Origin of the sequence: Paenibacillus sp. JNUCC-31 (assembly GCF_014844075.1) — a bacterium.
Classification (GTDB): domain Bacteria; phylum Bacillota; class Bacilli; order Paenibacillales; family Paenibacillaceae; genus Paenibacillus.
The window spans coordinates 1,201,597-1,225,804 of sequence record NZ_CP062165.1 but is presented as its reverse complement, the minus strand read 5'-3'; the positions used below and the strand labels follow the sequence as shown (position 1 = coordinate 1,225,804).

Below are 24,208 nucleotides of genomic sequence, written 5' to 3'. Positions count from 1 at the left end.
TTGAACCTCCCAGAATAAAAAGAATAATTGACACTTGCCGAAACGCTTGATGTAAGCGTATTCTTATGTGGATAACTTTACTGTGAACGACGAATGTGCTCAATAGACAAAAGCGTTCTGTTGAGTGGACATTTTCGAATGACGCAATAGACTTAAGTCAAGAGGATGAGGTGTGAGATGGTTCGTTATCGCTTTAGAACGCTTCAGCAAAGTCTGTTTGCCTATTACTCTGCGGTGTTTATAATCTTTTCGCTCATTGTGGCAGGCCTTCTGTATGTTTTTCTCGCAAGCGATATCCGTAATCGTAGTGAGGAGCAGCAGAAGCAACTGGGGGTATCGATGGTAGGCAATCTGGACCAAGAGATTGTTAAAATGAACAATTTCTCCATGAATATTGTGTATTCCAATCTGGTGAAAGAACATTTCAGTCATTATTTGTCTCCAGCGGAGGACAGTGAACAGACACTGGGGAGTGATCCGGCATTTTACAAGGATACAACGACATTGATTGATGTCATTCTGGCGATTATTAGCAGCTCGAACACGGCGAAACAGGCGAATATCTATGACATGAATGGAAAAATGTTGGGGGCAGGGGCTTTTAACGGTCAAATGTCGGTAGACCTCACTCAACGACCATGGTACGAGGAAACGTGGGAGAGGAGCGGCTGGCGGGTCATCCGGCTGTTGGATGGGGGAAGTCTGCCTATGCCTACAGAGGAGGGGAAGTCCGGGAATCCGTATATCTCTCTCACTCGCGTATACAAAGACGGGAATTACGTCAGTCAGGGAGTAGTTGAGATTCTGCAGGATGCGGGTACCTTGTTCCAGCATTTGAATGAAGTCCAGGGTGGTCAGGGTGATCTTCGGATTTATGTGATGGACGAGCGCAATACACTATTATATCCTTTTGCTTCTGATGATCGAGAGTTGATTGAAAACAGCGCCTACGTTGTAGAGAGAGTTCGTAATGGTGACGAGGCATCAGGAACGATGCAGGAAATTGCTGATCCGTATGGGAATTCGAAACAGATGATGACATACACCACCTCACAGGAGACAGGATGGACTGTTGTCGTTATGCAGTCCAAGCAGTCCCTTTTTGCAAATCTGAATCGCATGGCTCTTCTGTTTATGGGGGCTACTTTGGGTACATTGATGCTTATTCTGCTTCTCTCCTACCTGATCTCGAAGCGTGTCACTTTGCCGCTCCATCGTTTGCAGCGTATTATTCAGAAAACTGGTGTGCATGATCTAACCACAGGTGAGGACTCGGGTCAGTTGTTTAAGCTGGATCGCCCGGGTTCCATCCGCGAGATGGATGAACTGAATGATACATTTATCAGACTGAATCAACAGCTTGTACAGTCTTTTCAGGATATGATGGCCATCAAATCACAGGAGACCGATGCCAGATTGCTGGCCTTGCAGTCCCAGATGAATCCTCACTTTCTGTATAACAACATTACGAACATCAGTATTATGGCGGAAGAAGGCATGAATGGACAGATTGTTGCGTTCTGTGGTCATATTGCTTCCATGCTGCGTTATATCTCGGCTCCGAACAAAAACGGCGTCCCATTATCCAAAGAAATCGACTATTGCGAACGATACCTGGAGTGTATGAAAATCCGGTTTGAAGATGATCTGGTCTATGAATTTCGTATCCCTGACGCAATGAAAGACATTCAGGTTCCGATGCTTCTGATTCAGCCTCTATTGGAAAATGTCATGAAGTATGGACTTGGGGATACGCCACCCTGGAGGATACATATCATTGGAGAACTGGACATGATAGCAAAGGCATGGCAAATAACAGTAGAAGATAACGGACCTGGTATGGAACCCGAGGCGCTTAGCGCCATACAGCAATACATGAAGAAATCACAGGAATGGGAGCGCATGCCTGAGCTGGAGATGGGCGGGATGGGCCTCCGGAACATTTGGATCAGACTGAAGTTATGGTATGGCGCCGCAGCTCGTATTCATATTGTAAACAAGTTTTCTGGTGGAGTGAGCATTACCATTGGAGGTTCCATTCGAAAGGAGCACCGTTCAATCCATGACGATGACGTATAGAACTATTATTGTCGAGGACGAGGCATTGATTCGCCGCAATGTATCGCGTAAATTCAGAGAGCTCAGCACACGTTTCGAGGTGATTGGTGAAGCGAGGAACGGACAGGAAGCATTACAGCTAATTGAACAAATGGTGCCTGACCTGGTTGTTACCGATATTCAGATGCCTGTTATGAATGGGCTGGAACTGGCAAAACATCTGTATTTTGCCTACCCCCATGTCAAGATTGTAATCCTGAGCGGCCACCATGAGTTTGAATATGCACGTCAGGCGATCCATTATAAAGTGGAGGATTATCTCCTCAAACCACTCACGGAGCAGCAACTCCGGACGCTGCTGGACGCGATGGAATTAAAACTCGGCAGCGCAGGAGACTCGCTGGCCCATGTCAGCGCGGTGCAGGACGAACAGGTAAAGCCGGAAGATATTGCAGAGGCTGTCAAACGGTATCTGAAACAGAACTATATGCACGAAATCACGTTGCAGGATATGGCAGGACAGATGCATTTCAGTGTGGATTACCTGGGAAAGTGCTTCAAAAAAGTAACGGGCGAAACACCGCTCAAATATATGACAGGACTTCGAATCAACGAAGCAAAACGCATGCTCGCGGCCTTTGAAGATATGGATATCAAGACAGTAGGTAAAGCGGTAGGATACAGTGATTCTCATTATTTCAGCCGTATTTTCAAAAACAAGACAGGACTGTATCCTAGCGAGTATCGCCAACAGTTACAATAACGAAAAAAAGCCCTGTCCATGGCCCTTGAAGAACCACGATGACTGGAGCTGATTATTGGGACAAGGCCTCTTCCGTGATTTGGCGGATATCAAATGGGGAACGGTTGCCTTCCTCAATGATGTCGGGGAGAATATGCTGGAGAAAATAGTGTACACAGTGGAGGTCAATATTTTTGATTTTGATCAGGGCATATCGGTACATCACGATAAATTCCTTTTCGGTGTTGCCACGTTGCAGTTCAGCAAACGCTTCGTACACCTGATCCATTTTGTCGGCCACTTCCAGAATAAGTCCTTCGACAGAGTTATCTTTGCCTTCACGCAGCTGTCTGCGGAAAATCGGCTGGAATTCTTCAGGAATATTTTCGTTAATAAAATGCTCAACCATGCCTTCTTCCACTTGTTGCAGCATCGAACGCAGCTCCAGAGAGTAATGCTTGACCGGTGTTTTAATATCACCGATGAAGATTTCGCCATAATCATGGCTGCTGGTGATTTCGTATAACTTCTTCCAATCGATGCTGACGCCGTGTTGTTCTTCAATATCGGCGAGCGTTTTGGCGTACTGCACAACTTTCCAGGAGTGTGCGGATACACTGTGTTCTTCAAACTTGAATTTGCCAGGCGTGCGGATAATGCGTTCGAGATCGTTTAGAGACCTGAAGTACGTATGAATTCCCATGTATGCGATCATCCTTTTTAGTTGGGTATGCACCGAGTATACTCCAGTTATATTAACCGTGGATTAACGATGTATACATGAAAGGTAAAAATGGCTAAATAGAAAAAACCACCATGTCCCTTTGAAGATAAGTCGAAGGAAGAATGGTGGTGAAATGGTATACATCTGAGTTCCTGCAAAAAGACGATTAACGAAAGTGAACTATATCGTAGGCGATCTATCCTTTTTTCTCACAGGCGAAACAAACCAATAGGCCATGCCGACAAATAGAGCTCCTCCGATAATATTACCGAGCGTGACCGGAATCATGTTATGCATCCAGCCTGCCAGAGTAATCGTATCCGGGTGGTTTGGCAGCAGCCAGGACAAGGATAACAAGGTCATATTGGCGACACTATGTTCATAACCACTGGCGATAAAAGCGTACAGACACCACCAGATGAGGACAAGTTTGGCAATATCCTCTTTCGAGCGGGCTGCCATCCAGATCGCCAGACAGACTAGCCAGTTACAGAGAATGCCACGGAAGAACAATTCGCTAACGGGAGCGGCCATCTTTTTGGCAGAAACGACAAACAGCAGATGTTCCGGTGTAGCCGTCTTGAAGAGACCACTGCCCACAATGAGCAGACTGAGCAGAACAGCACCGATCAGGTTGCCAAGGAAGACAAGTCCCCAGTTTTTGAGCGTATCCCGAACGGTAGTCCGGCCTGCCAGCGTGCTCATGGTGAAAAACATGTTATTACCTGTGAACAGTTCGGATCCGGCAAAGATAACGAGTGTGAGGGCGAGTCCAAAAGACATGCCCATCAGCATCATTTGCAGTGGTGACTGAGCAGCAAGCAGCGGGGCACCGATACTGAATATCAGAATGATGCCAAGACCTACATAAGCACCAGCCATCAAGGCTGCAACCATGTAACGTGGCAGGCTGGCATTCATTTGATCCCGTTTTTTTACTGCAGCTTCAATAATGCCTTCAACATTGGGTGTATACATGACGATTTCCTCCATTTGGTGCATCTATCGTTGACAGTGAAAATATATAGCTATATAGCGATCCAAACCTGCCCGTTCTCGATTTTCACAGGATACATCCGCACTTGGCCCTGATCGGGGGCCTGCACAAGACCTGTGTTCAGATCGATTTTCCAATCATACAGTGGATCGTACAGATCATACCCGGAGACCATCCCTTCTGCCAGCGGTCCACCTTTGGGATGGGGACTACGATTTTCTGCGGCGAAGATGGTGCCATCAGAAGTCCGAAATACGGCCAGTGATTGGCCTTTGACCTCAACGACTCTGCCAATCTGAGGCAGGAATTCTTCAATCTCTCCGGCAGGATAGTAGATGGCAGATTGCTGTGTTGTCATATGAACAACTCCTTCATTTTCAAATTACCTTACAGAATCAATTAAGATAAATCATAATGGCCGAGAAAGGGGGCTATGGTCGAGCTGTCACTTCTATGCCATGGAATAGTTTGTTCTGGCCTTCCTCGTTACGCAGTGCTTTTTTCCAAGGGTCTTCCACTTGCTCAAGAGCGAATTCGATTCGTCCCATAAGTGCCTTGCGCTCTTTCACATCATCGACCACAACGGCTCGAATCTGCTCCAGACCCAGACGTTCCACCCATTCGGAAGTCCGCTCCAGGTAATTGGCTGTCTCCCGATAATGCTGCATGATTGCTCCGCAAAGCTCAACTAATTCTTCATCAGTCTTCACCTTGCACAGGGAGTCAGCGAGTCTGGCCTTGATGCCACCGTTACCGCCAATAAATATTTCCCAGCCGCCGTCATTACCTACGATACCGATATCTTTCGTACACGACTCCGCACAGTTACGAGGACAACCGTTCACGGCATATTTGAACTTGGCAGGCAGATCCAGACGTTCGAACTTGCGCTCGAGCAGAGCGCCCATCGCCATGGAATCCTGTGTGCCGAAGCGGCAAAATTGTGAACCGACGCATGTTTTGACCGTTCTCAGTGACTTGGCGTATGCGTAGCCTGAAGGCATATCCAGCTCAGCCCACACGTTGGGCAGATCTTCTTTTTTGACTCCAATCAGGTCCAGACGCTGACCTCCTGTTACTTTGACGGCTTTTACATCGTATTTGACCGAAATGTCAGCAATGCGTTTCAAGTCTTCCGGTGTTGTGACCCCGCCATACATGCGCGGTACAACGGTATATGTGCCATCTTTTTGAATATTGGCGTTCATGCGTTCGTTGACAAAACGGGACTCCTTTTCATCCACATGGGTATCTGGTGCAATCATGCCAAGGTAATAGTTAATGGCCGGGCGGCATTTGGAACATCCTTCGGGCTGGCTCCATCCCAGCACATTCATGACCTCTTTGGTCGTTTGCAATCCTTTTTGTTTAATCTCGGATACAATTTCATCCCGATTGAGGGAGGTGCAACCACAGATTCCCTGTTTGGCACCTGTTGTGAAGCTGTCTCCAAGCACATATTGCAAAATTTGTTCAACAACCGGTTTACAGCCGCCGCAGGAGCGGGTTGCACCCGTACAGGCTTTAATTTCGTCTACGCTGGTTAATCCTTGATTCGTAATGGCATCGACAATGGTTCCTTTGGTTACTCCGTTACATCCGCAGACAATTTCGTCTTCTGCCATGGTTTCCACGGAGGCAGCCTTTTTGTGCCCGCCACAGCCTGTACCCATCAGTGAAGCATACAATTCATCGGTCATTTCGGCTTGTTGTTTGATCAACTTCTGTAATTCTGCAGAATCCGTAATGTCACCAAAGAGTACGGCACCAACTAAGATATTATCCCGAAGAAGAATTTTTTTGTACGTGCGTTTCCAGTCATCCTTATGCGCAATGACCGTATGTTCGGGACTGTCGATGAATTCACCGGTCGAAAAGACGTCCACGCCCGAAATTTTCAATTTGGTGGATACAACAGAACCTTCATAAGGAGCGGTCTCCACGCCGCATATATGTTTGGCCAGAATCATGCCTTGTTCGAATAGTGGGGCAACAAGGCCGTAACATACACCGCGATGTTCAGTACATTCCCCGACGGAATACACGTTCTCCAGTGAAGTTTGCATATAGTCGTTCACCACAATGCCCCGGTTAACTTCCATGCCGCTTTCACGAGCTACATCCGTGTTGGGTTTGATGCCTACGGCCATAACAACAAAATCGGTGTTCAGCACGGAGTCATCGGCAAAACGAATACCTTCTACCCGTTCGCCACCAAGCAGTTCTGCGGTTTGTGCACCCATCTTGAACCGGATGCCCTGACGTTCAAGTTCGGCTTTTAACATCGCGGACGCCTGCGGATCAAGCTGGCGTTCCATCAGATCCTGCATCAAATGCACAACTGTGACTTCCATCCCTAGCTGTACCAACCCTTTGGCAGCTTCCAGGCCTAGAAGCCCGCCCCCAATGACAGCCGCTTTTTTGTACTGTTTCGCAGCTTCCAGCATGACGTTACAATCGGCTATATCCCTGAACCCAACAACCCCTTGTTTGTCATGACCGGGTACGGGAAGAATGAAGGAACTGGAGCCGGTTGCGATGATGATTTTGTCGTAAGGGAAGCGTTGGCCTTCTGCAGTAACGACTTCATGGGTCTCGGAATCAATCCGTGTTACGGTTGTACCTGTATGGAGGGTAATACCATAATCCTCATACCAATGCAGATCATTGAGCACAATATCATCAATTGTTTTGCTGCCTTCCAGCACATAGGACAGCATAATCCGGTTGTAATTGGGATAGGGTTCAGTACCAAAGACCGTAATGTCGAACCGTGAGCTCAATTTTAAAATTTGTTCAACTGTACTGATGCCTGCCATACCGTTACCGATGATGACTAATTTTTCCTTATTTCCGTTCATGTGTGTATGCCTCCTTGAATGGACACTTTACAATACCATCATTTTTAGTGGTTTATATTTGAAGTATAACGTCTAATGCTGACAGAAAATGTGATTAATTTCACTAATAAGGATAGAGGCATCACAAATTAAAAAGTGTGATCCCTGTCACGGAAACTTTTTTTAAGTATGTATAAATATCAATGCATATCAGAAGGGTATAGAGACTAAAAGTTAAATATATGAGAAATGCGAACTATTGTTCTTGTTTTATTTTCGTTGTAATATCGGAAGTGGGCGGTTTATGTTCCCTATTTCTTTGAAAGGAAGTTTTTGCACCATGATGGGAAGATCCCACCTGATTATCGGGACCACAGTGTCCCTCTCTGTTTTGCAATTGGCTGGCATGCCCGTTACTGCACCAGCGGTTACCGTGGCCCTGATCGGTTCGCTGCTGCCAGACATTGATGAGCCCAATTCGCTATTGGTATCAAAGGCATTGCCGAACAGCCTCATCCGGTTATTACAGACAATCCTGCTACCAGTCGCCGTATTTGTGTACTTCTATGTACAGGCAAAACCATGGAATCTGCTGCTCGCCATTCTGATTGCAATGGTATCTTTCCTACCATCCCGTTCCCTGCGCAAAGTGTTGATGTTTGCGATCGGATTGGGACTCGTCATCTATGGTCATGCATTCGCACCCTGGAATCTGATCACGGGCAGTTTGTTAATGCTGTGCACGACGTTAACCCACAGAGGTTTAACACATACCCTTTATGGAACCGTCGTATGGGCTGGATTGCTCTATAGCACTACGCATCAGCAGGGACCAGAGATTTGGGTAGCTGGAGGTACGGCGTACGCCATGCACTTATTAGCTGATTCATTGACGAATCGCGGGATTCGTCCTTTCCCACCGCTCAAGTGGCGTATACGGGCCAATCTGATGAGTACAGGAACCAAACATGGGACCGTTGTGGAAAATGTCTGCATTGTACTGGCTCTCATTTTGGCCTGGATTGCATTCTCCCCTTTATTTCTGTGAAATCTCAAAAATACCAGTCCTCTTGCAGGACTGGTATTTCTTTTGTTCATATCCATGGCTGTAATCAATATGGAGAGGGTCATGTGGTTCAGCTCTTTGTGGGTGTACTCGACAAACCTTCAATATCTGTTGAACCAAATACAAACAACATTACAAGGATAACTACAATTATCAGTTCGGCAAAGCCGGTTCCGTCAAAGTCAGACATCATTCCAACCTCATTTCATAATATCTAGGAATTCATTCTTTTCTGGAAAGCTTGCATCACGTCATCCAAAGTCATATCTCCATTCTGGTTCATGAAATCGACCAGCTTATCCGTGTTAGTTGATGTCATATTTTGCAGCGTTTTATATTTTCCGGTCAACTCGACCACCAATGTTGCTTCTCTAAACAACGTAACGGCATCCACTCTTAATTTCCCGCTCACCAGCAAGGCTGCGACGATAATTTCCAGGTTCTTTCCTTTAAGGTTGCCATTGAGAAGGGTGTTGGCAGCATTTGTTTTGGTGGAACCTTTATTCGATTTTCCGTTCCTTCTCATTGCCATAAAAAGGTCCCCCGCTTGTTTTTTTAGTTCTTCTCTTGTAGTAATATCTTATGATTCTTTTCTATATATGTTCTAGCTATTAAACTAGTTGAACCCAAAAAAGAGATATCCTGATGTATCAGGATATCTCTTAAATTCATATATTCATTTCAATGAAGGTTAAGCTATGAAGTGCATGTAGCTCAAGCTTCACCCTAGAATCCACAATTACGCATTTTCAATAATCGTATTTAGTGTGGTCTGATCCAGACCCTTCACCAGTTTCACGAGCAGCTCTTTGGCTGCATCATAGTCATCCGTGTGAATGATGGAAGAAGAGGTATGAATGTAACGGGCACAGATCCCAATTACCGTTGAAGGTACACCAATACCACTCATATGAACCGCTCCGGCATCCGTACCACCGGGAGAGATGAAATATTGCATTTTGATCTGATTGGAAGAAGCGGTATCTTGAACATATTCCACGATGCCGCGGTGGGTGAACATGCCCGGGTCGAAGATTCGCAGCAAAGCGCCCTGCCCGATATGCCCAAAAGACTGCTTATCTCCTGTCATATCATTTGCCGCACTGCAATCCAGTGCAAAGAAGATATCTGGTTCAATCAGGTTGGCAGCAGTGCGTGCACCGCGGAGTCCCAATTCCTCTTGGACCGTTGCACCGCAGTAGAGCGTATTTGGCAATGTTTCCTTGTGTAGTGCTTCAACTAACTCAAGTGCAAGTCCTACCCCGTAACGGTTATCCCAGGCCTTCGCCATAATTTTCTTCGGATTGGCCATCGGTGTGAATTCACAGATCGGTACGATCTGCATACCGGGGTGAATGCCCCAAGACTCTGCTTCTGCACGGTTATCCGCACCAATATCCAAGTACATATGGCTAAGATCAACCGGTTTATTGCGTTGGGAATCATCCAGCAAGTGTGTAGGTGTTGAACCGACAACCCCTGTAATCCGGCGATCCGGAGTGATGATCTGAAGACGCTGGGACAGTACAGCCTGACTCCACCATCCACCGAGTGGACGGAATCTGATCATGCCTGTTTCCGTAATGCCTGTAGTCATGAAGCCAACTTCATCGAAGTGACCCGCAACCATAACTTTGGGACCGGACTTCTCGCCCCGGAGTACTCCAAAAAGGCTGCCCAAGCGATCTTGGACAAATTCATCCGTATAAGGAGACATTTGCTCCTTCATCCATCCGCGAAGCTCGCGTTCAAACCCGGAAACGGAAGGGAATTCCGTTAACGTGCGAAACATTTCCATCGTTTTTTGATTCATGTGTCGACAACTCCTCTGCTTGTATGTAGATCAGTCTCAGCAGAACGGCTGCCGGACGGTTGTTCTTCAGAAAGAGAAGAACGATTTATTTAACCACTGGTCACACTATAGTATGAACCTTGCGCTAGTAATTGTCCATGGTTATGTCACGTATCTAAGGCATAAGAGGTTCCTCTTCATATCATTTTCTCCACGTCCCAAAATCCGCACAATTCATTGTCCCAAAGCAGTTGTATTGAATATGCATGTAGTGAGGAAGTGTCTGCTTTCCCTGCATTATTTCACTTGCCTGACAACAGGAGGGAGTTGGGAAACAAATGAGGCCGCCAAATGAAGGCAATGAAACCATCCTTTGTATCGTTCTTTTTATTCTGCTCGTGATTGTTCTGCTTTATTTATAAATGAATCACAGTTCTGAACCGGCTGCGTAACTCATCTGGATTCGGCTACTTCATGGAGCTGGAAACAAATGCTGTCATTCGCCGGATACATAACCTTCCCAACATTAACAAACAATGAATATAGGGTTACACACAGTACAAGTCGTCATTAGCTGTTGACTCATTTTGATTTCAAGGGAGGTTCTAAATCTTGCCAGCTCAAGAGAAGTCAGGTAATGGGAAAAAATCTTCATCCCTGTCCATCAGCGAACAGGAATATAAAAAAGTCGCCAAAAAACATGAGCCTGCCCGTCCAATCTGGGCGAACTGTATCAAAGCTTTCTTCGTTGGCGGATTCGTGTGCGTCATTGGACAGGCGATCCAGGAAGCTTTTATGGCCGCGTTCCATATGACATCCAAGGAAGCTGCCAGTCCAACCGTTGCGGTTATGATCCTCATTTCGGTTATCCTGACCTGCCTTGGGGTCTACGATAAAATTGCCCAATGGGCCGGGGCAGGAACAGCGGTACCGGTTACCGGATTTGCCAACTCGATGTGTTCGGCTGCGCTGGAGCATCGCGCTGAGGGATTGGTGCTGGGTGTGGGGGCCAACATGTTTAAACTCGCCGGCTCAGTTATCGTTTTTGGTGTAGTGGCAGCGTTTATTGTAGGCATCGTCTATGCCTGTCTTGGATTCGGAGGTGGGCATCTATGAAACGAATCGGCCGTCAATCCTGGCAGTTTGAGAATCGTCCGCGCATTATCGGCAGAGCAACTGTAGTCGGTCCCGATGAAGGACAAGGTCCCTTGGCATCCGATTTCGACTACGTGTACGATAACCTGGAGTTAGGGGAGAAAACCTGGGAAAAGGCAGAGCGCAAGCTGCTCGAACAGGCGACTCAAATGGCATTAATCAATGCGAATATTACAAAGGAAGAGCTTCAGTTTTTTGTCGGAGGGGATCTGATGAACCAGATTATCAGCAGTTCATTTTCGGCTCGTAAACTGGGCGTTCCTTATCTCGGCGTCTTTGGTGCCTGTTCCACTTCCATGGAGACACTGGCTCTGGCTTCCCTTATTGTGGATTCTGGTGGCGGAGACTATGTACTCGCTGGCACGGTCAGTCATAACTGTACGGTTGAGAAACAGTTCCGTTACCCCACGGAATATGGCTCTCAGAAACCGCCTTATGCCCAGTATACCGTAACTGGCTCAGGATGCAGCGTGGTATCCCGAACGGGTGATGGCCCTGTTGTGACCCGTGCAACTATTGGCAGAGTCATGGATATGGGCATCAAGGACCCGTTTAACATGGGGGCAGCCATGGCTCCAGCGGCGGCGGACACCATTGTTTCCCATTTTCGTGATACAGGGCTTGAACCTGGATATTACGATCTCATTGTTACGGGGGATCTTGCCTCGGTTGGATTACCGATTGTTAAGGAGCTTTTGCACAAAGAGGGCATACCGATGGAACAGACCGTGTTCAATGACTGCGGTCTGATGATTTATGACCTGGAGAAGCAGCCTCAGGTTGTGGCCGGAGGAAGCGGCTGCGGTTGTTCGGCGAGCGTGACCTATGGTCACATCCTGAATCGGATGCAAAAGGGTGAGCTCAAGAAGGTGCTCGTTGTTGCTACCGGTGCGTTGTTATCTCCGCTTTCATACCAGCAGGGCGAGAGCATTCCTTGTATTGCTCATGCTGTAGCCATAGAAAAGGAGGGGTAAGGAATGCAGTTTTTATGGGCATTTATTGTTGGTGGGTTGATATGTGTCGTGGGACAGCTGCTGATGGATGGTGTCAAACTGACTCCTGCTCACACGATGAGTACACTTGTTGTTGCCGGTGCTGTGGCAGATGCGTTTGGCTTGTATGATCCACTTGTCAAATTTGCAGGTGCGGGGGCATCCATCCCCATTACCAGTTTTGGTAACTCCCTCGTGCACGGGGCATTGACGGAACTGGAGAAAGAAGGCTGGATCGGTGTCATTACCGGAATATTTGATCTGACTGCCGCCGGGATTTCGTCAGCGATTATTTTTTCGTTTCTCGCGGCATTGGTCGTTCGACCCAAAGGGTAATCAGGCATGCAGGGGCAGCCGTTATAGATAGTAGTCAGCAGAGGCTTCGGATAACTTCTATCCGGGCCTCTTTTTGTCGTAATCATGCGAGAACTGCGGTGAATCTGACGGCTGGAAACAAATGTTGAGTTCCTTCGAGTGTACTCGCGACCGTGGATCATGTACAATAAAAGGAAATCTGTATGCTTTTTTAGGAGGTTAGACCACATGCCTGTGCGCAAAGAGTCGATCCAAATCATTTCAGCTGTTCGTTCTAATCTGGAATCTTGCATAATGGGGAAATCCTTTGAAATTCAACTTTTGCTCACAGCTTTGCTTGCAGGCGGACACGTTCTAATTGAAGACGTACCGGGAACAGGCAAGACGCAATTGGTTAAAGCATTATCCAAGTCCATGCGTGGTGAGTACCGTCGTATTCAATGTAATCCTGATATCTTACCAAGTGACATTACGGGAGTTTCCGTGTTCCACCCGCGTGATGAGCGCTTTTACTTCCGTCCGGGTCCGGTCATGACCAACATTTTGCTGGCAGACGAGATTAACCGGGCCACAACGAAAACGCAGTCCGCATTGCTGGAAGTCATGGAGGAGCGCAGTGTAACCGTAGACGGCGATACATATGATCTGCCCCATCCATTTATGCTCTGCGCAACCCAGAATCCAATCGATTTTGAAGGGACGTATACATTGCCGGAAGCGCAGCTCGACCGGTTCATGTTGAAAATAAGTCTGGGTTACCCAGACAAGGATATCGAGAAAATGCTTTTGAAACAGCATCAGTCGGGTCAGCCTGTTGACCGGCTTGAATCCGTAACCCATATGGATCAGATTTCTGTGATTCAGCAGGAGATCAAGGAAGTGTTCATCGGCGATCCGGTGATGGATTATTTGCTTGATGTGGTTCGCCAAACTCGCTCCCACCCATCCGTATTGCTGGGCGCCAGCCCGCGGGCAGCCATTTCATTCATGATGGCCGTGAAGGCTTTTGCCTTTTTGCAGGAACGTGATTACGTGCTTCCGGATGACGTGAAAACGATGGCGCCTTACGTTATCTCCCATCGGATCGTGTTGCGTCCCGAATCGAGACTGGACAGCATGAGCTCTGAAGCCGTACTGAATTCCGTTCTTCAGCAGGTTCGTGTGCCCGTCTCCATGGGACAATAATTGATGAAGCCGCTTTTGAGTACAGTCAGAAGGGGAATCCGCCACCCCCGCGTTTGGAGCATCGCGGCGGTGTGGATGTGCTGTTTGGCTTATGTTTTGTTCCAGGGTGGGAAGACCTCCCTGATGCTGCTGTCCATGGTGACCCTGCTTTGTCTTTATCTGGCGATTGCCGGGTTTGGCGGAGTAAGGCGTGTCCAAGGCGTGCGCAAGCTCTCTTCCGGTCAGGATCATGAAGAATTGCTGCATGCAGGTGACCAGGTACAGGTGCAATTAAGTCTGAACATTCCGGGATTTTTGCCACTTCCTTATGTCGTAGTGCGAGAAATGCTGCATCGGCATAACGGCGAATCCTGGTCTTTCAAAGAAAGCCTGATCCCGAACATGCGAGGGTATGGGAATTTATCATTTCAAACCCCACCGCTGGAGCGGGGGAAGTATGTCTTTTCAGAGACGGAATGTGCCAGCGAAGACATCTTTGGACTGATCGAACATCGAGGAACATTCAAGGCCAAAGGAGAGTTTCGGGTGTTGCCACGAACGGTATTTATTCCATACTGGCAGCTGTATGACCGCAAATCACGGTTATCGGGTCCGCAGACGGCTCTAACCCGCTCGCGAAGGGAAACGACCCAGATCAATGGCGTGCGTGATTATGTGTACGGAGACCGTCTTTCCCGCATCCACTGGAACGCTACTGCGAAGACGGGAGCGTGGAAGTCCAAGGAATTTGAACATGAGTCTGTACCGAAAACGATTCTGGTGCTTGATGCGCTTGCAGGCAGCTACGAACACGGTGAGGCCTTTGAACTGGCTGTATCCACGGCTGCTTCCCTGCTGGAGTATGGCTCAAGAGAAAGAATGGGTATGGGATTGCTGACACTGTCGGAGAATACTGCATTTTTTGCACCAAGCGAAAGTCTGCTGGAACGGCAAAAGATGATGCATCATCTGGTGGATATCCAATATAACGGCCAGGACAATCGGCTGCTGCCAGGTGTGGAGAAAATGACGCGTCAGCTGCCTCAGGGCGCTTATTTTGTAGTGATTTCTCCCCAGAAGGATGAAAAGGTATTGGAACTGCTGCGATGGGCGGATACGCGGGGGATGACCCCGTGCCATATTCTGACGGACACCAGTGAATCCCGCCGGAGTGCTGAATGGAATGCCATGCTGCGCGGAAGAGGAACCAGATCCTTCACGGTTTCCCATCTACAGGAGCTTCCAACGGTTATGGGGGGAGGTAGTGTATGAGTACTAAAGGCAAAGAGCTGGCAGCGGGAAAAAGATCCTGGTATCATGCAGCTTCGTTGCTATGGATATTCCTGATTGGGATGCAGTGGATTTCATTTACACAGGAAACCTGGTATACCGAAACAACTTCATTGGTGCTATGGACGCTTGCAGCGGTCAGTTTACTGGAAATTATACTCCCCTTCAAAATGATGATTCGAACCATAATCAAGGCTGTTGTCATTGGTTATATTTTGCATAAGACATTAATCGATTACGCGGTTTACATTCCTTACGGCACATTAATGGAGCGTACAGAGCAGTTTATACTGCACCTGACTCCATACATCTGGTTCTCCCTGTGTGCATGGGTGATGCTTGAAGCAGCCCTTCGTCTGGTGACCACAACACCACGCATTCTCGTTTTTCTGGGCATTAACATTATTTCGATGGGAATTCTTGACTCCTTCACCCAGGTTCCACTCTGGATTGAAATCGCCTGGGTAATGTTTGCGGGAATGGGATGGCTGGTATGCCAGCACTTCCGTAATTTCCAACTGCAATATCCACAAGGGTGGAAGCGAATTATCCGATATCCTTATAAAATACTGGCCAACATTGCCATCATATTTTCTTTGATTATCGTAGCTAGTGTAAACATGCCGGAAATCCCTCCAACCTTGACTGACCCGTATACCGCATGGCGTAATTATACCGGAAGTTCGGCAAGTCAGGCGGGCAACGGAACACTGGACATTCCGGCAGCGACCGAGTCGGGATACAGCAGGGAAGACAATAAGCTGGGCGGAGGATTTAACTTTGACTACACACCTGTCATGTCCGTCACTACCAATGAGCGCAGCTACTGGCGCGGTGAGACGCGTGCCGAATATACAGGAACAGGTTGGGATGATCGGGGACGAAGAGGGACAGAGGATGTTGAGGCAGGACAGGTTCTGAAGAATGACGAATCCGGCAACGTGGAGACCAAGCAAGTCACTCAAAAAGTAACCATGTTGAATGACAATGTGTATCCTATCCTCTTCGGAGCCTATTCCATTGCTGAAGTCACTTCAGTTAATGGAGAGGCCAATTCGGACCGGATGTTATGGAATCCGGAACAGGCAGAGCTGCATGTCGTAACAGACCGTCAGCAACCGCAATATCCGAAGACATATACGCTCGTATCCGAAGCTCCAGTCATTGTGGAGGACGAACTCCGGACAAAGTCTTTTGATGATCTGTATTCGAGCAATCCGGCAGATGATATGTACCTGCAGCTCCCATCCCGATTCCCTGATCGGGTAACGGACCTGGCCACCGAAATTACAGCATCCGCAAATACACCGTATGAAAAAGTGGCATTACTGCAAAACTATTTACAACAAAATTTTGATTACACGAACAATCCGGATTTATCCCGAAAAGTAAGCAGTGACTTTGTTGAAGGGTTTTTATTTGACATTCGTGAAGGGTATTGTGATTACTTCTCAACTGCGCTGGTGATGATGGCGCGCTCCGAGGGTATTCCCGCCCGCTGGGTGAAAGGTTACGCGCCTGGTCAGCTGTCGCTGAATTCCGATATGCAGGCTCCGCGCCAACCGGGAGCCGAGATCGAGACGACCTACACCGTTACGAATGCAGATGCGCATTCCTGGGCTGAAGTTTATTTTGGCGAGTATGGCTGGATTCCGGTGGAAGCGACGCCGGGCTTTGACATGCCGCTGCTCACGGAACAACCGGATGTACAACCCGTAGATGAGCCTGAAGAACAACCTGAAGAGGAACCGGTACAAGAAGAAGAGCCGACTCCTTCACCTGAAAAGGCTGCATCCAGCATCCCGGCTTTTGTGATCTGGGTTGCGGGAGCCATCATCGTATTATGGGTTGCTTACATGTTCTGGCGTAATCGTTTCTCGCTTCGATTCTTTGTGCTTCGTCTTCGGACAGGCGGTCCGCTTACTCCTGAACAAAAGGTTGTGGCGGAGACCGAGCGCTGGATTCGTTATGCGAGACGGAAAGGGCTAACCCGGAGCGGGCACGAAACACTTCGTGAATCGGTAACCCGCTGGAGCAAGGCAAAACCGGCTGCAGCAGCGACTTTTCATGAACTTCTTGCGAAGTTTGAACAGACTCGCTATAGTCCAGCGTCTGTAACAGCAGATGACTGGAAAGCAGTATACCAGACAGCTTCGAAGCTGCGTAAGGAACTCAAAGCGGAACGGGCATAGATGTCGCCTGTCCCGTTTTTCCTTTTTCCCCATCCCATCAGGGCTGTATGCATTTTCAGGAAAGACGGATTTGTGATATAGTGTGTCGTATGAAACTGAGGTGACTTCTTTGTTTGAAATGTTAATGCCCAAGCTGCGTGTAGACACGGTTTTTGACATTAATCTGGAAGAGCTATACGCTCAAGGCTACCGTGGAATTATAACTGATCTGGACAATACACTCGTTGGGGCCAAAGCCCCTGACGCTACGCCCGAACTGATCGAGTGGTTCGCACGTGTGAAAGAGGCTGGTTTCCAGCTCATGATTGTGTCCAATAACAATTTGAATCGTGTATCCCTGTTTGCGACGCCACTGGATATCCAGTTTGTGCATAGTGCACGCAAACCATCGAATGTTCCGTTTCGTAGAGCAATGAAAATGATGGAGTTAACTCCAGAAAAAACGATTGTAGTAGGCGATCAGATGCTTACGGATGTCTTTGGAGGTAATCGGCTGGGACTCTATACGGTTCTGGTGTTGCCGATTTCCATTGGAGATGAAGGCTTCATGACCCGCTTCAATCGGCGCGTGGAACGGATTGCTCTAACGAGTTTGCGCAAGAAAGGCTTATGGCTTGAGGAGGAAAATAAGAAATGACAGAACCGCATAACGGCAATATTGCCGTAAGATGCAGCGGATGCGGCGTGCATCTGCAAACGGAAAACCCTGAATTACCAGGCTTCATCCCTGAGAAAGCGTTGGATCGTGAACCGGTCATTTGCCAGCGTTGTTTCCGTATCAAAAATTACAATGAGTCATCATCCGTTACAGTGGATCAGGACGAATTCCTGGCCCTGCTGAGCAAAATCGGGGATAAGGATGCACTTGTCATCCATATCGTTGATCTGTTTGACTTTGATGGCAGTATCATCTCCGGTTTGCAGCGTTTCGTAGGTAACAATCCAGTATTGCTTGCCGTGAACAAAACGGACCTGCTCCCCAAAGTAACCAACTGGAACAAGGTTCGTAACTGGGTGCAGAAGCAGGCCAAAGAACAAGGTTTGCGTACAGTGGATGTCGTTCTATGCAGCGCAAAGCAAAATCAGGGCTTCGACCGACTGCTTGAGCTAGTCGGGACGTATCGCGGAGATCGTGACGTATATGTGGTTGGCGGTACTAATGTGGGCAAATCGACATTGATTAACCGTCTGATCCGTGACTACAGCGATCTGGAGCAGGAACTTACGACCTCCCGTTATCCGGGAACGACGCTGGATATGGTTAATATTCCGCTGGATGATGGAAAAGCTATTATTGATACGCCGGGTATTGTATACCCATGGCGTTTCAGCGAAATTGTATCCCGTAAGGATCTGGCTGCCATTATGCCGGAAAAACCGCTTAAACCTGCCGTTTATCAGTTGAATTCTGGTCAGACGCTGTTCTTTGGCGGCATGGCTCGATTTGACTTTGTAGAAGGGGATCGCCAGTCCTTCACTTGTTTTATCAGCACTGCGCTTGATATTCACCGGACGAAGCTTGAACGTGCAGACGACTTGTATCGTGGCCATCTGGGTGAATTGTTGTCTCCACCAACGCGTGAAGATGCAGCGGACATGCCTGAATGGACAAGACATGAATTCCGTATCAAACGTGGCAGTCAGTCGGATATATTCATTTCCGGTCTGGGCTGGATTAAGGTTAACGGTGAGAATGGGGCGCTTGTTGCAGTTCATGCTCCAAAAGGTATTCGTGTACTGATCCGTCCTTCCTTGATCTAATGTAATCTTAGAAGCATGTTCATCAGATCGGAGGCGGAAGTATGTCAGAACAAAAAAATGCCAATCCCTCACTTCCTGTCTTGCTTGGTGTAATGGGCGATCCCATTGCGCACTCCAAATCGCCTGCAATGCATAATGCGGCTCTTCAGGCTGCAGGAGTGAACGGAATGTATATGCCATTGCATGTTCGTCCCGAGCAGCTGGAATCAGCCATTCGAGGTATCGTGGCGCTGGGATACCGTGGTGTGAATGTAACGATTCCCCACAAAGAACAGGTCATGAAGTATCTGGATGTGATTGATGAAAGTGCACGCCTGATTGGAGCGGTGAACACTATTGTCAATGAAGAGGGCAAGCTGACAGGGTATAATACGGATGGTATTGGTTATGTGCGTTCCTTGAAGGAAGAAGCTGTTCCGGAACTTGCGGGCAAGCGTATCGCTGTTCTTGGGGCAGGAGGTGCAGCAAGAGGCGTGATATATGCGCTTGCTTTAGAGAAGCCTGAACGGATCAGTATACTGAACCGAACTGCCGACAGAGCCGTTGCCCTTGCTTCTGATCTGTGTGCTCATGGACTTGGAGAGATCACAGGCAGTGGCATGGAAGAAGCTGCCCAGGTTCTCGCCTCGGCTGATATTGTCATTAATACGACAGCTGCAGGCATGCATCCGCATGTAGATGACATACCTGTTGATCCTGCACTCATTCGAGCAGATGCAGCAGTGAGTGACCTCATCTACAATCCGCTGGAAACACGCCTGCTTCGCGAGGCAAGGCAGCGTGGATGCACCGTGCATGGTGGTCTGGGCATGTTTATATACCAGGGCGCCGTAGCATTCGAACACTGGCTCGGCATTCCGGCTCCCGTGGAGACGATGAGACGAGCTGTATTAGACAGTTTTTGATATTGTAAAATGAAAATAAGATTACACGATGACGAAAAGTGCAGAACCAATCTGAAGAAATGAAGTGCTCGCCTTTATCACCGGATTTTCCCTTTATAAAAATGAAATGAAGAAATCTGGGGATAACAGCGATCGTAAGATGGTACTGCAATCGTAGTCACACTGTGTAAACTTTGTTAGTTCGTTTTATGAATGTAAAAATATAATTTGAACGGTCAATCCCCGGACAGACATTGTACTGTTGCTGAGGTTTGCTCACCATAAGGAGTATGGAGTATTCATGTTAAACGGTAAACAAAAGCGCTTTTTGCGTTCACAAGCACATCATCTGACCCCTGTATTTCAAATTGGTAAAGGGGGCACTAATGAGCATCTGTTCCGTCATATCGAAGATGCAATCGAGAAGCGTGAATTGATGAAAGTACAAGTGCTGAACAACTGTCTGGATGACAAAAACGAGATTGCTGAAGAGGTTGCCCGTGAAACAGGCAGCGAGCTGGTGCAAATCATCGGAAGTACCATCATTCTGTACAAAGAATCGCGTGACAACAAACAAATCGAACTACCTAGGTAAGGGAGGGTGACGCGGGTGAAGATCGGCATCATGGGTGGTACGTTTGATCCGATCCACATGGGGCACCTGCTGGCAGCGGAAGCAGCAAGGGATTCACATGCACTGGATGCGATCTGGTTCATGCCTTCCCATGTTCCACCTCACAAACGCGGAGCCGGAGCATCGGGACAGCAGCGTCTCGATATGACGGAAGCTGCGGTGAAGGAAGTGCAGCAATATGAGGTGCTTGCCATTGAGATGGAGCTTGGTGGTGTGTCTTATACCATCGATACGATGAAGGAGCTGTGGCGCCGCTATCCCGAGCATGAATTCTACTTCATTGTCGGGGCGGATATGGTGAACTATCTTCCCAAATGGGAACAGATCGAAGAACTCGCCGAAGGCTTAACCTTCATCGGTGTGGGACGGCCGGGGTTCCAGTTACATCTGGATGACCTTCCGGATGCGTTACAGGATCGGGTTCTGCTGGCAGAGATGCCCCTGGTGGATATATCATCCACAGCAGTACGCAGACGTCTTGCCAAGGGGCATTCCGTGCGCTTCATGATTCCCGATGCGGTTCATCAATACATTGTAAGGAGCGGTTTATATGGAACTAAGCCGTGAGGAACTAATCCGAGCTGTTTCCGGCCAAATGCCGGAGAAGCGCTGGAAGCACACCTTGGGTGTCATGGAGTCGGCCGTTATGCTGGCTAACCAATACGGTGCTGATCCTGTAAAAGCAGATCTGGCAGCCATATTGCATGATGTGGCCAAGTATTGGCCCGTAGCCGAGATGGAAGCGGTCATTCGTGACAATGGATTGAACGAAGAACTTTTGCAGCATGACAAGCAGCTCTGGCATTCCGAAGTGGGGGCCTTTGTTGCTGAGCGTGATTACGGCATTGATGATGCCGAGATTATTAATGCCATTCGCTGGCATACCTCGGGTCGGGTGGGCATGAGCCTGCTGGATAAAGTGGTATGTCTGGCGGATTATATTGAACCGGGAAGAGACTTCCCGGGGGTAGATCATATTCGTGAACAGGCTGGGCATAGTCTGGAAGAAGGTTTAATTGCCGGTTTTGATTCAACGATCAGCTTGCTGATCTCACAGCGCCGTGTCATTTATCCTTTGACCATGTTGTCGCGAAATGACTTGATTGCACATTTATAGATTATGGAGGTTGGTTCATGACAGTATCATCGAAGGAACTTATGAATATGGCGGTTGCTGCCGCTGACGATAAAAAGGCATCCAACATTGTGGCACTGGATCTGGTTGGTATCTCGCTGGTAGCAGACTATTTTGTTATCTGTCACGGGAATTCCGATACACAGGTACAGGCGATTGCAACGGAAATTCGCAAACAGGCTCATGCAGCCGGCGTGAATATCAAAGGCATTGAGGGCATGGATTCTGCGCGTTGGGTATTGATGGATATGGGGGATGTCGTTGTTCATATCTTCCACCGCGACGAGCGGGAATACTATAACATTGAGCGCCTGTGGTCTGACGCCAAAGTGGTGGAAACGGTATGAGTTTGATCGCTGGAACAGTCGTCAACCTGCCGGTTTCACGTGAAGTGTCTCCGTTTGGCTACTTTTTGACGACAGGATCGGAAGATGTACTGCTTCACTATACGGAACTCACACGGGACGTTAAAATTGGAGAAGTGCTGGAGGTATTTCTGTTCTTTGACACAGAAGACCGTTTGGCAGCAACCATGAAAAAACCGTATCTCACACTCGGCGAAATGGGACGACTGGTTGTGGCGGATATTCATCCACGCCTCGGATGTTTCCTCGAGATGGGGCTTGGGCGGCAATTGCTGCTCCCGATTCGTGAATTGCCTGAATTGGAAGAGTTGCGTCCCCATATGGGCGATGAAGTTTTTGTTATTATGGAGCATGACAAGCAAGGACGTCTGCGGGCGAAATTGGCTGGGGAACGTGAGCTTGCGCCATTGTCCTTCCATGCGCCAACCTCTTGGGTGAACGAATGGGTTGAAGCTACGGTGTATAAGCCGTTGCAGATGGGTACTTTTGTACTCGTGGAAGGCGGAGTGCTTGGTTTTGGTGCCATTGGCATGATCCATTCCTCGGAACGGAGCCGCCTGCTGCGCCTTGGTGAAAAAGTGAAATGCCGGGTGACACTGGTGCGTGAAGACGGTCGTGTCAATCTGGCAATGTCTCCTCTCAAAGAGGTGGGTCGCAATGAAGATGCAGACAAGCTGCTCGCTTTCATGAAAGAACGTCCTACAGGTGGCATGCCTTATTCGGATGCAACCCCGCCGGATATCATCAAGCAGCGATTTGGTATCAGCAAATCCGCTTTTAAGCGTGCTTTGGGCAAACTGATGAAGGATGGTCTGGTGACGCAGAAGGAAAGCTGGACCTATCTAACAGAGTCTGCACCGCAGGATCAGAGCGAAGACAAGTAAGCAACAGGTATCATGGATCAAGAATAAACTTGAATCCACAAGTAAAGCAGGGCAAGGCTGGGTGAACTCCGGACGCCCCTGCTTTTTCTTTTGTTCAAATGGGGATTGGAAAATGAAAATTGAAAGTGCGGTGCCTGACATGTCTTACCGGAAATTTGCTTATGTTTACGATGAATTAATGGAGGATATGCCTTATCCGGATTGGATAAGGTTTGCGAGAACAGCTTGGGAACGGCATGGCATGCCGAAAAGTGTAGCTGAACTCGGCTGCGGAACGGGCTCAATTACGATCCCGCTGGTGAACTCCGGCTTCGAAGTTACAGGTATTGACCTGTCAGCAGACATGCTGTCTGTCGCACGCAGTAAAATGGAGGCTACGCCTCAAGGTCACCGCTTGTATCGGGAAGGCAGTGTTCGCTGGGTGCAGCAGGACATGCGAGACTGGAGAGTACCGGAGCCCGTGGACTCGGTTATATCGTTCTGTGATTGTGTCAATTATCTGCTTGAAAAAGAGGACGTTGTTCGTACATTCCAGCGTACATACGAGATGCTGAAGCCGGAGGGCACGTTCCTGTTCGATGTGCATCATCCGAACACCCTTATTCGATACGAAGAGGAGCAGCCTTTTGTATTGGATGAACGCTCCATATCGTATATTTGGACCTGTGATATGGATCATGTTCGGTGTGAGATTGAGCATCATCTGAGTATATTTTCCCGAGTGGCTGAGAGCGGCAAGGATATGTACCAACGGTTTGAAGAGGTTCATGTTCAGCGTGCGTATGATCCGGACTGGATGAAGCTGGAGCTGACAAAGGCTGGTTTCAGAGATGTCCGTGTATATGCTGATTTTGAGTGGGAAGAGGCAAAAGAAGGCGCACAGCGTCTGTTCTATGTAGCCGTGAAATAGAATGAAGATGTAGAACTGTCCTTATAATGCATAAGGGCAGTTTTTCTTATGTATTTTGAATCTCTGTTTACAGCGTTAACACTGTAAGAAAAATAAAAGTTTTTTGTAACAATGGGTATTGTCAGTCTAGGTAAATGGTAGCCATAATAGTTGAATGGAGAGAGTTTTCTAAAGTGTATCTTTAAACCGAGGCCTAAACGGGCAAGCAAACGATCAAGATACCGTCAAAGCAGGTTAGCCCTTCTCCTTGAGGTCCTTCGTATCAGCGCTATCTGTGGTCGTGTTCCTAGTTACGAAGGGTTTGCTTT

At 48.1% G+C, this 24,208-nt stretch carries 24 protein-coding genes; 18 read left to right on the top strand and 6 right to left on the bottom strand.

From position 1 onward, the window contains the following. The first annotated feature begins 177 nt into the window (after nt 1-177). A complete protein-coding gene (locus tag JNUCC31_RS05340) occupies nt 178-2,079 on the top strand; it encodes a cache domain-containing sensor histidine kinase (protein ID WP_192269150.1) in 1,902 nt (633 codons plus the stop codon). Further along, nucleotides 2,063-2,821, top strand: a complete 759-nt coding sequence (locus tag JNUCC31_RS05335) for a response regulator transcription factor (protein ID WP_192269148.1) — start codon at nt 2,063-2,065, stop codon at nt 2,819-2,821. Before JNUCC31_RS05340 ends, JNUCC31_RS05335 begins: the two co-directional genes overlap by 17 nt. 52 nt (nt 2,822-2,873) lie before the next feature. Here the strand turns inward: JNUCC31_RS05335 and JNUCC31_RS05330 are convergent, their stop codons facing one another. The 4 genes from JNUCC31_RS05330 to nirB form a co-directional block, all read right to left on the bottom strand. Beyond that, nucleotides 2,874-3,503, bottom strand: a complete 630-nt coding sequence (locus tag JNUCC31_RS05330; RefSeq protein ID WP_192269146.1) for a YfbR-like 5'-deoxynucleotidase — start codon at nt 3,501-3,503, stop codon at nt 2,874-2,876. A 201-nt stretch (nt 3,504-3,704) separates the two neighbouring features. After that, nucleotides 3,705-4,502, bottom strand: a complete 798-nt coding sequence (locus JNUCC31_RS05325; protein WP_192269144.1) for a formate/nitrite transporter family protein — start codon at nt 4,500-4,502, stop codon at nt 3,705-3,707. Between the two features lie 50 nt (nt 4,503-4,552). Then, nucleotides 4,553-4,879, bottom strand: a complete 327-nt coding sequence (gene nirD / locus JNUCC31_RS05320) for a nitrite reductase small subunit NirD (protein ID WP_192269142.1) — start codon at nt 4,877-4,879, stop codon at nt 4,553-4,555. Nucleotides 4,880-4,952: 73 nt separating this feature from the next. After that, a complete protein-coding gene (gene nirB / locus JNUCC31_RS05315; protein ID WP_192269140.1) occupies nt 4,953-7,382 on the bottom strand; it encodes a nitrite reductase large subunit NirB in 2,430 nt (809 codons plus the stop codon). A 319-nt stretch (nt 7,383-7,701) separates the two neighbouring features. Here nirB and JNUCC31_RS05310 point away from each other — a divergent pair, with 319 nt between their 5' ends. Further along, complete coding sequence (locus JNUCC31_RS05310; protein WP_192269138.1) at nt 7,702-8,409, top strand: metal-dependent hydrolase; 708 nt, start codon at nt 7,702-7,704, stop codon at nt 8,407-8,409. Between the two features lie 232 nt (nt 8,410-8,641). On the opposite strand, the gene JNUCC31_RS05305 is transcribed toward JNUCC31_RS05310, so the two are convergent. Together JNUCC31_RS05305 and JNUCC31_RS05300 are read right to left on the bottom strand one after the other, a co-directional pair. Continuing rightward, nucleotides 8,642-8,959, bottom strand: coding sequence for a hypothetical protein (locus JNUCC31_RS05305; RefSeq protein ID WP_192269135.1), 318 nt, complete (start codon nt 8,957-8,959; stop codon nt 8,642-8,644). A gap of 207 nt (nt 8,960-9,166) precedes the next feature. Next, nucleotides 9,167-10,240: a M42 family metallopeptidase gene (locus JNUCC31_RS05300; protein WP_192269132.1), complete on the bottom strand. Its 1,074-nt coding sequence runs from the start codon at nt 10,238-10,240 to the stop codon at nt 9,167-9,169. A 591-nt stretch (nt 10,241-10,831) separates the two neighbouring features. Between JNUCC31_RS05300 and spoVAC the strand changes: the two genes are divergently transcribed. The 15 genes from spoVAC to JNUCC31_RS05225 all read left to right on the top strand — a co-directional run bounded on the left by spoVAC (nt 10,832) and on the right by JNUCC31_RS05225 (nt 23,900). Further along, nucleotides 10,832-11,335, top strand: coding sequence for a stage V sporulation protein AC (gene spoVAC, locus JNUCC31_RS05295; protein ID WP_416234371.1), 504 nt, complete (start codon nt 10,832-10,834; stop codon nt 11,333-11,335). Then, on the top strand, nt 11,332-12,348 hold the full coding sequence (spoVAD, locus tag JNUCC31_RS05290) for a stage V sporulation protein AD (protein ID WP_192269129.1): 1,017 nt from the start codon (nt 11,332-11,334) through the stop codon (nt 12,346-12,348). Before spoVAC ends, spoVAD begins: the two co-directional genes overlap by 4 nt. 3 nt (nt 12,349-12,351) lie before the next feature. Beyond that, on the top strand, nt 12,352-12,702 hold the full coding sequence (spoVAE, locus tag JNUCC31_RS05285; RefSeq protein ID WP_053781314.1) for a stage V sporulation protein AE: 351 nt from the start codon (nt 12,352-12,354) through the stop codon (nt 12,700-12,702). A gap of 207 nt (nt 12,703-12,909) precedes the next feature. Further along, nucleotides 12,910-13,866 carry an AAA family ATPase gene (locus JNUCC31_RS05280; RefSeq protein ID WP_192269125.1) on the top strand — a complete coding sequence of 319 codons (957 nt, stop codon included), beginning with the start codon at nt 12,910-12,912 and terminating at the stop codon, nt 13,864-13,866. 3 nt (nt 13,867-13,869) lie between these two features. Next, a complete protein-coding gene (locus tag JNUCC31_RS05275) occupies nt 13,870-15,117 on the top strand; it encodes a DUF58 domain-containing protein (RefSeq protein ID WP_192269122.1) in 1,248 nt (415 codons plus the stop codon). Continuing rightward, nucleotides 15,114-17,327, top strand: a complete 2,214-nt coding sequence (locus JNUCC31_RS05270; protein ID WP_192269118.1) for a DUF4129 domain-containing transglutaminase family protein — start codon at nt 15,114-15,116, stop codon at nt 17,325-17,327. Before JNUCC31_RS05275 ends, JNUCC31_RS05270 begins: the two co-directional genes overlap by 4 nt. Nucleotides 17,328-17,436: 109 nt before the next feature. Further along, on the top strand, nt 17,437-17,964 hold the full coding sequence (locus tag JNUCC31_RS05265; RefSeq protein ID WP_192269116.1) for a YqeG family HAD IIIA-type phosphatase: 528 nt from the start codon (nt 17,437-17,439) through the stop codon (nt 17,962-17,964). Continuing rightward, a complete protein-coding gene (gene yqeH, locus JNUCC31_RS05260; RefSeq protein ID WP_192269113.1) occupies nt 17,961-19,088 on the top strand; it encodes a ribosome biogenesis GTPase YqeH in 1,128 nt (375 codons plus the stop codon). Before JNUCC31_RS05265 ends, yqeH begins: the two co-directional genes overlap by 4 nt. Nucleotides 19,089-19,129: 41 nt before the next feature. After that, nucleotides 19,130-19,993 (top strand): shikimate dehydrogenase, encoded by an 864-nt coding sequence (gene aroE, locus JNUCC31_RS05255; RefSeq protein ID WP_192269111.1) that lies wholly within the window; start codon nt 19,130-19,132, stop codon nt 19,991-19,993. Between the two features lie 280 nt (nt 19,994-20,273). Next, nucleotides 20,274-20,567: a ribosome assembly RNA-binding protein YhbY gene (gene yhbY, locus JNUCC31_RS05250; RefSeq protein ID WP_062328768.1), complete on the top strand. Its 294-nt coding sequence runs from the start codon at nt 20,274-20,276 to the stop codon at nt 20,565-20,567. 15 nt (nt 20,568-20,582) lie between these two features. Next, entirely contained in the window at nt 20,583-21,173 is a 591-nt protein-coding gene (locus tag JNUCC31_RS05245) for a nicotinate-nucleotide adenylyltransferase (RefSeq protein WP_192269108.1), read from the top strand. Further along, nucleotides 21,157-21,723, top strand: a complete 567-nt coding sequence (gene yqeK, locus JNUCC31_RS05240) for a bis(5'-nucleosyl)-tetraphosphatase (symmetrical) YqeK (protein ID WP_192269106.1) — start codon at nt 21,157-21,159, stop codon at nt 21,721-21,723. The genes JNUCC31_RS05245 and yqeK overlap by 17 nt, the downstream gene beginning before the upstream one ends. A 17-nt stretch (nt 21,724-21,740) precedes the next feature. Beyond that, nucleotides 21,741-22,088, top strand: coding sequence for a ribosome silencing factor (rsfS, locus tag JNUCC31_RS05235; protein WP_192269103.1), 348 nt, complete (start codon nt 21,741-21,743; stop codon nt 22,086-22,088). After that, the gene (locus JNUCC31_RS05230) at nt 22,085-22,990 is read left to right on the top strand and encodes a CvfB family protein (protein ID WP_192269100.1); all 906 of its coding nucleotides are present in this window, start codon (nt 22,085-22,087) and stop codon (nt 22,988-22,990) included. Before rsfS ends, JNUCC31_RS05230 begins: the two co-directional genes overlap by 4 nt. A gap of 112 nt (nt 22,991-23,102) precedes the next feature. Next, on the top strand, nt 23,103-23,900 hold the full coding sequence (locus JNUCC31_RS05225; RefSeq protein WP_228469516.1) for a class I SAM-dependent DNA methyltransferase: 798 nt from the start codon (nt 23,103-23,105) through the stop codon (nt 23,898-23,900). The last annotated feature ends 308 nt before the right edge of the window (nt 23,901-24,208 follow it).

Coding starts and splice junctions, on each gene's coding strand:
- spoVAD (WP_192269129.1), top strand. CDS start 11,332: ATGAAACGAATCGGCCGTCAATCCTGGCAGTTTGAGAATCGTCCGCGC.
- rsfS (WP_192269103.1), top strand. CDS start 21,741: ATGACAGTATCATCGAAGGAACTTATGAATATGGCGGTTGCTGCCGCT.
- JNUCC31_RS05270 (WP_192269118.1), top strand. CDS start 15,114: ATGAGTACTAAAGGCAAAGAGCTGGCAGCGGGAAAAAGATCCTGGTAT.
- JNUCC31_RS05280 (WP_192269125.1), top strand. CDS start 12,910: ATGCCTGTGCGCAAAGAGTCGATCCAAATCATTTCAGCTGTTCGTTCT.
- nirD (WP_192269142.1), bottom strand. CDS start 4,879: ATGACAACACAGCAATCTGCCATCTACTATCCTGCCGGAGAGATTGAA.
- JNUCC31_RS05275 (WP_192269122.1), top strand. CDS start 13,870: ATGAAGCCGCTTTTGAGTACAGTCAGAAGGGGAATCCGCCACCCCCGC.
- JNUCC31_RS05335 (WP_192269148.1), top strand. CDS start 2,063: ATGACGATGACGTATAGAACTATTATTGTCGAGGACGAGGCATTGATT.
- JNUCC31_RS05310 (WP_192269138.1), top strand. CDS start 7,702: ATGATGGGAAGATCCCACCTGATTATCGGGACCACAGTGTCCCTCTCT.
- nirB (WP_192269140.1), bottom strand. CDS start 7,382: ATGAACGGAAATAAGGAAAAATTAGTCATCATCGGTAACGGTATGGCA.
- JNUCC31_RS05305 (WP_192269135.1), bottom strand. CDS start 8,959: ATGGCAATGAGAAGGAACGGAAAATCGAATAAAGGTTCCACCAAAACA.
- JNUCC31_RS05230 (WP_192269100.1), top strand. CDS start 22,085: ATGAGTTTGATCGCTGGAACAGTCGTCAACCTGCCGGTTTCACGTGAA.
- JNUCC31_RS05330 (WP_192269146.1), bottom strand. CDS start 3,503: ATGGGAATTCATACGTACTTCAGGTCTCTAAACGATCTCGAACGCATT.
- JNUCC31_RS05325 (WP_192269144.1), bottom strand. CDS start 4,502: ATGTATACACCCAATGTTGAAGGCATTATTGAAGCTGCAGTAAAAAAA.
- JNUCC31_RS05300 (WP_192269132.1), bottom strand. CDS start 10,240: ATGAATCAAAAAACGATGGAAATGTTTCGCACGTTAACGGAATTCCCT.
- yqeH (WP_192269113.1), top strand. CDS start 17,961: ATGACAGAACCGCATAACGGCAATATTGCCGTAAGATGCAGCGGATGC.
- yqeK (WP_192269106.1), top strand. CDS start 21,157: ATGGAACTAAGCCGTGAGGAACTAATCCGAGCTGTTTCCGGCCAAATG.
- JNUCC31_RS05225 (WP_228469516.1), top strand. CDS start 23,103: ATGAAAATTGAAAGTGCGGTGCCTGACATGTCTTACCGGAAATTTGCT.
- yhbY (WP_062328768.1), top strand. CDS start 20,274: ATGTTAAACGGTAAACAAAAGCGCTTTTTGCGTTCACAAGCACATCAT.
- aroE (WP_192269111.1), top strand. CDS start 19,130: ATGTCAGAACAAAAAAATGCCAATCCCTCACTTCCTGTCTTGCTTGGT.
- JNUCC31_RS05340 (WP_192269150.1), top strand. CDS start 178: ATGGTTCGTTATCGCTTTAGAACGCTTCAGCAAAGTCTGTTTGCCTAT.
- spoVAE (WP_053781314.1), top strand. CDS start 12,352: ATGCAGTTTTTATGGGCATTTATTGTTGGTGGGTTGATATGTGTCGTG.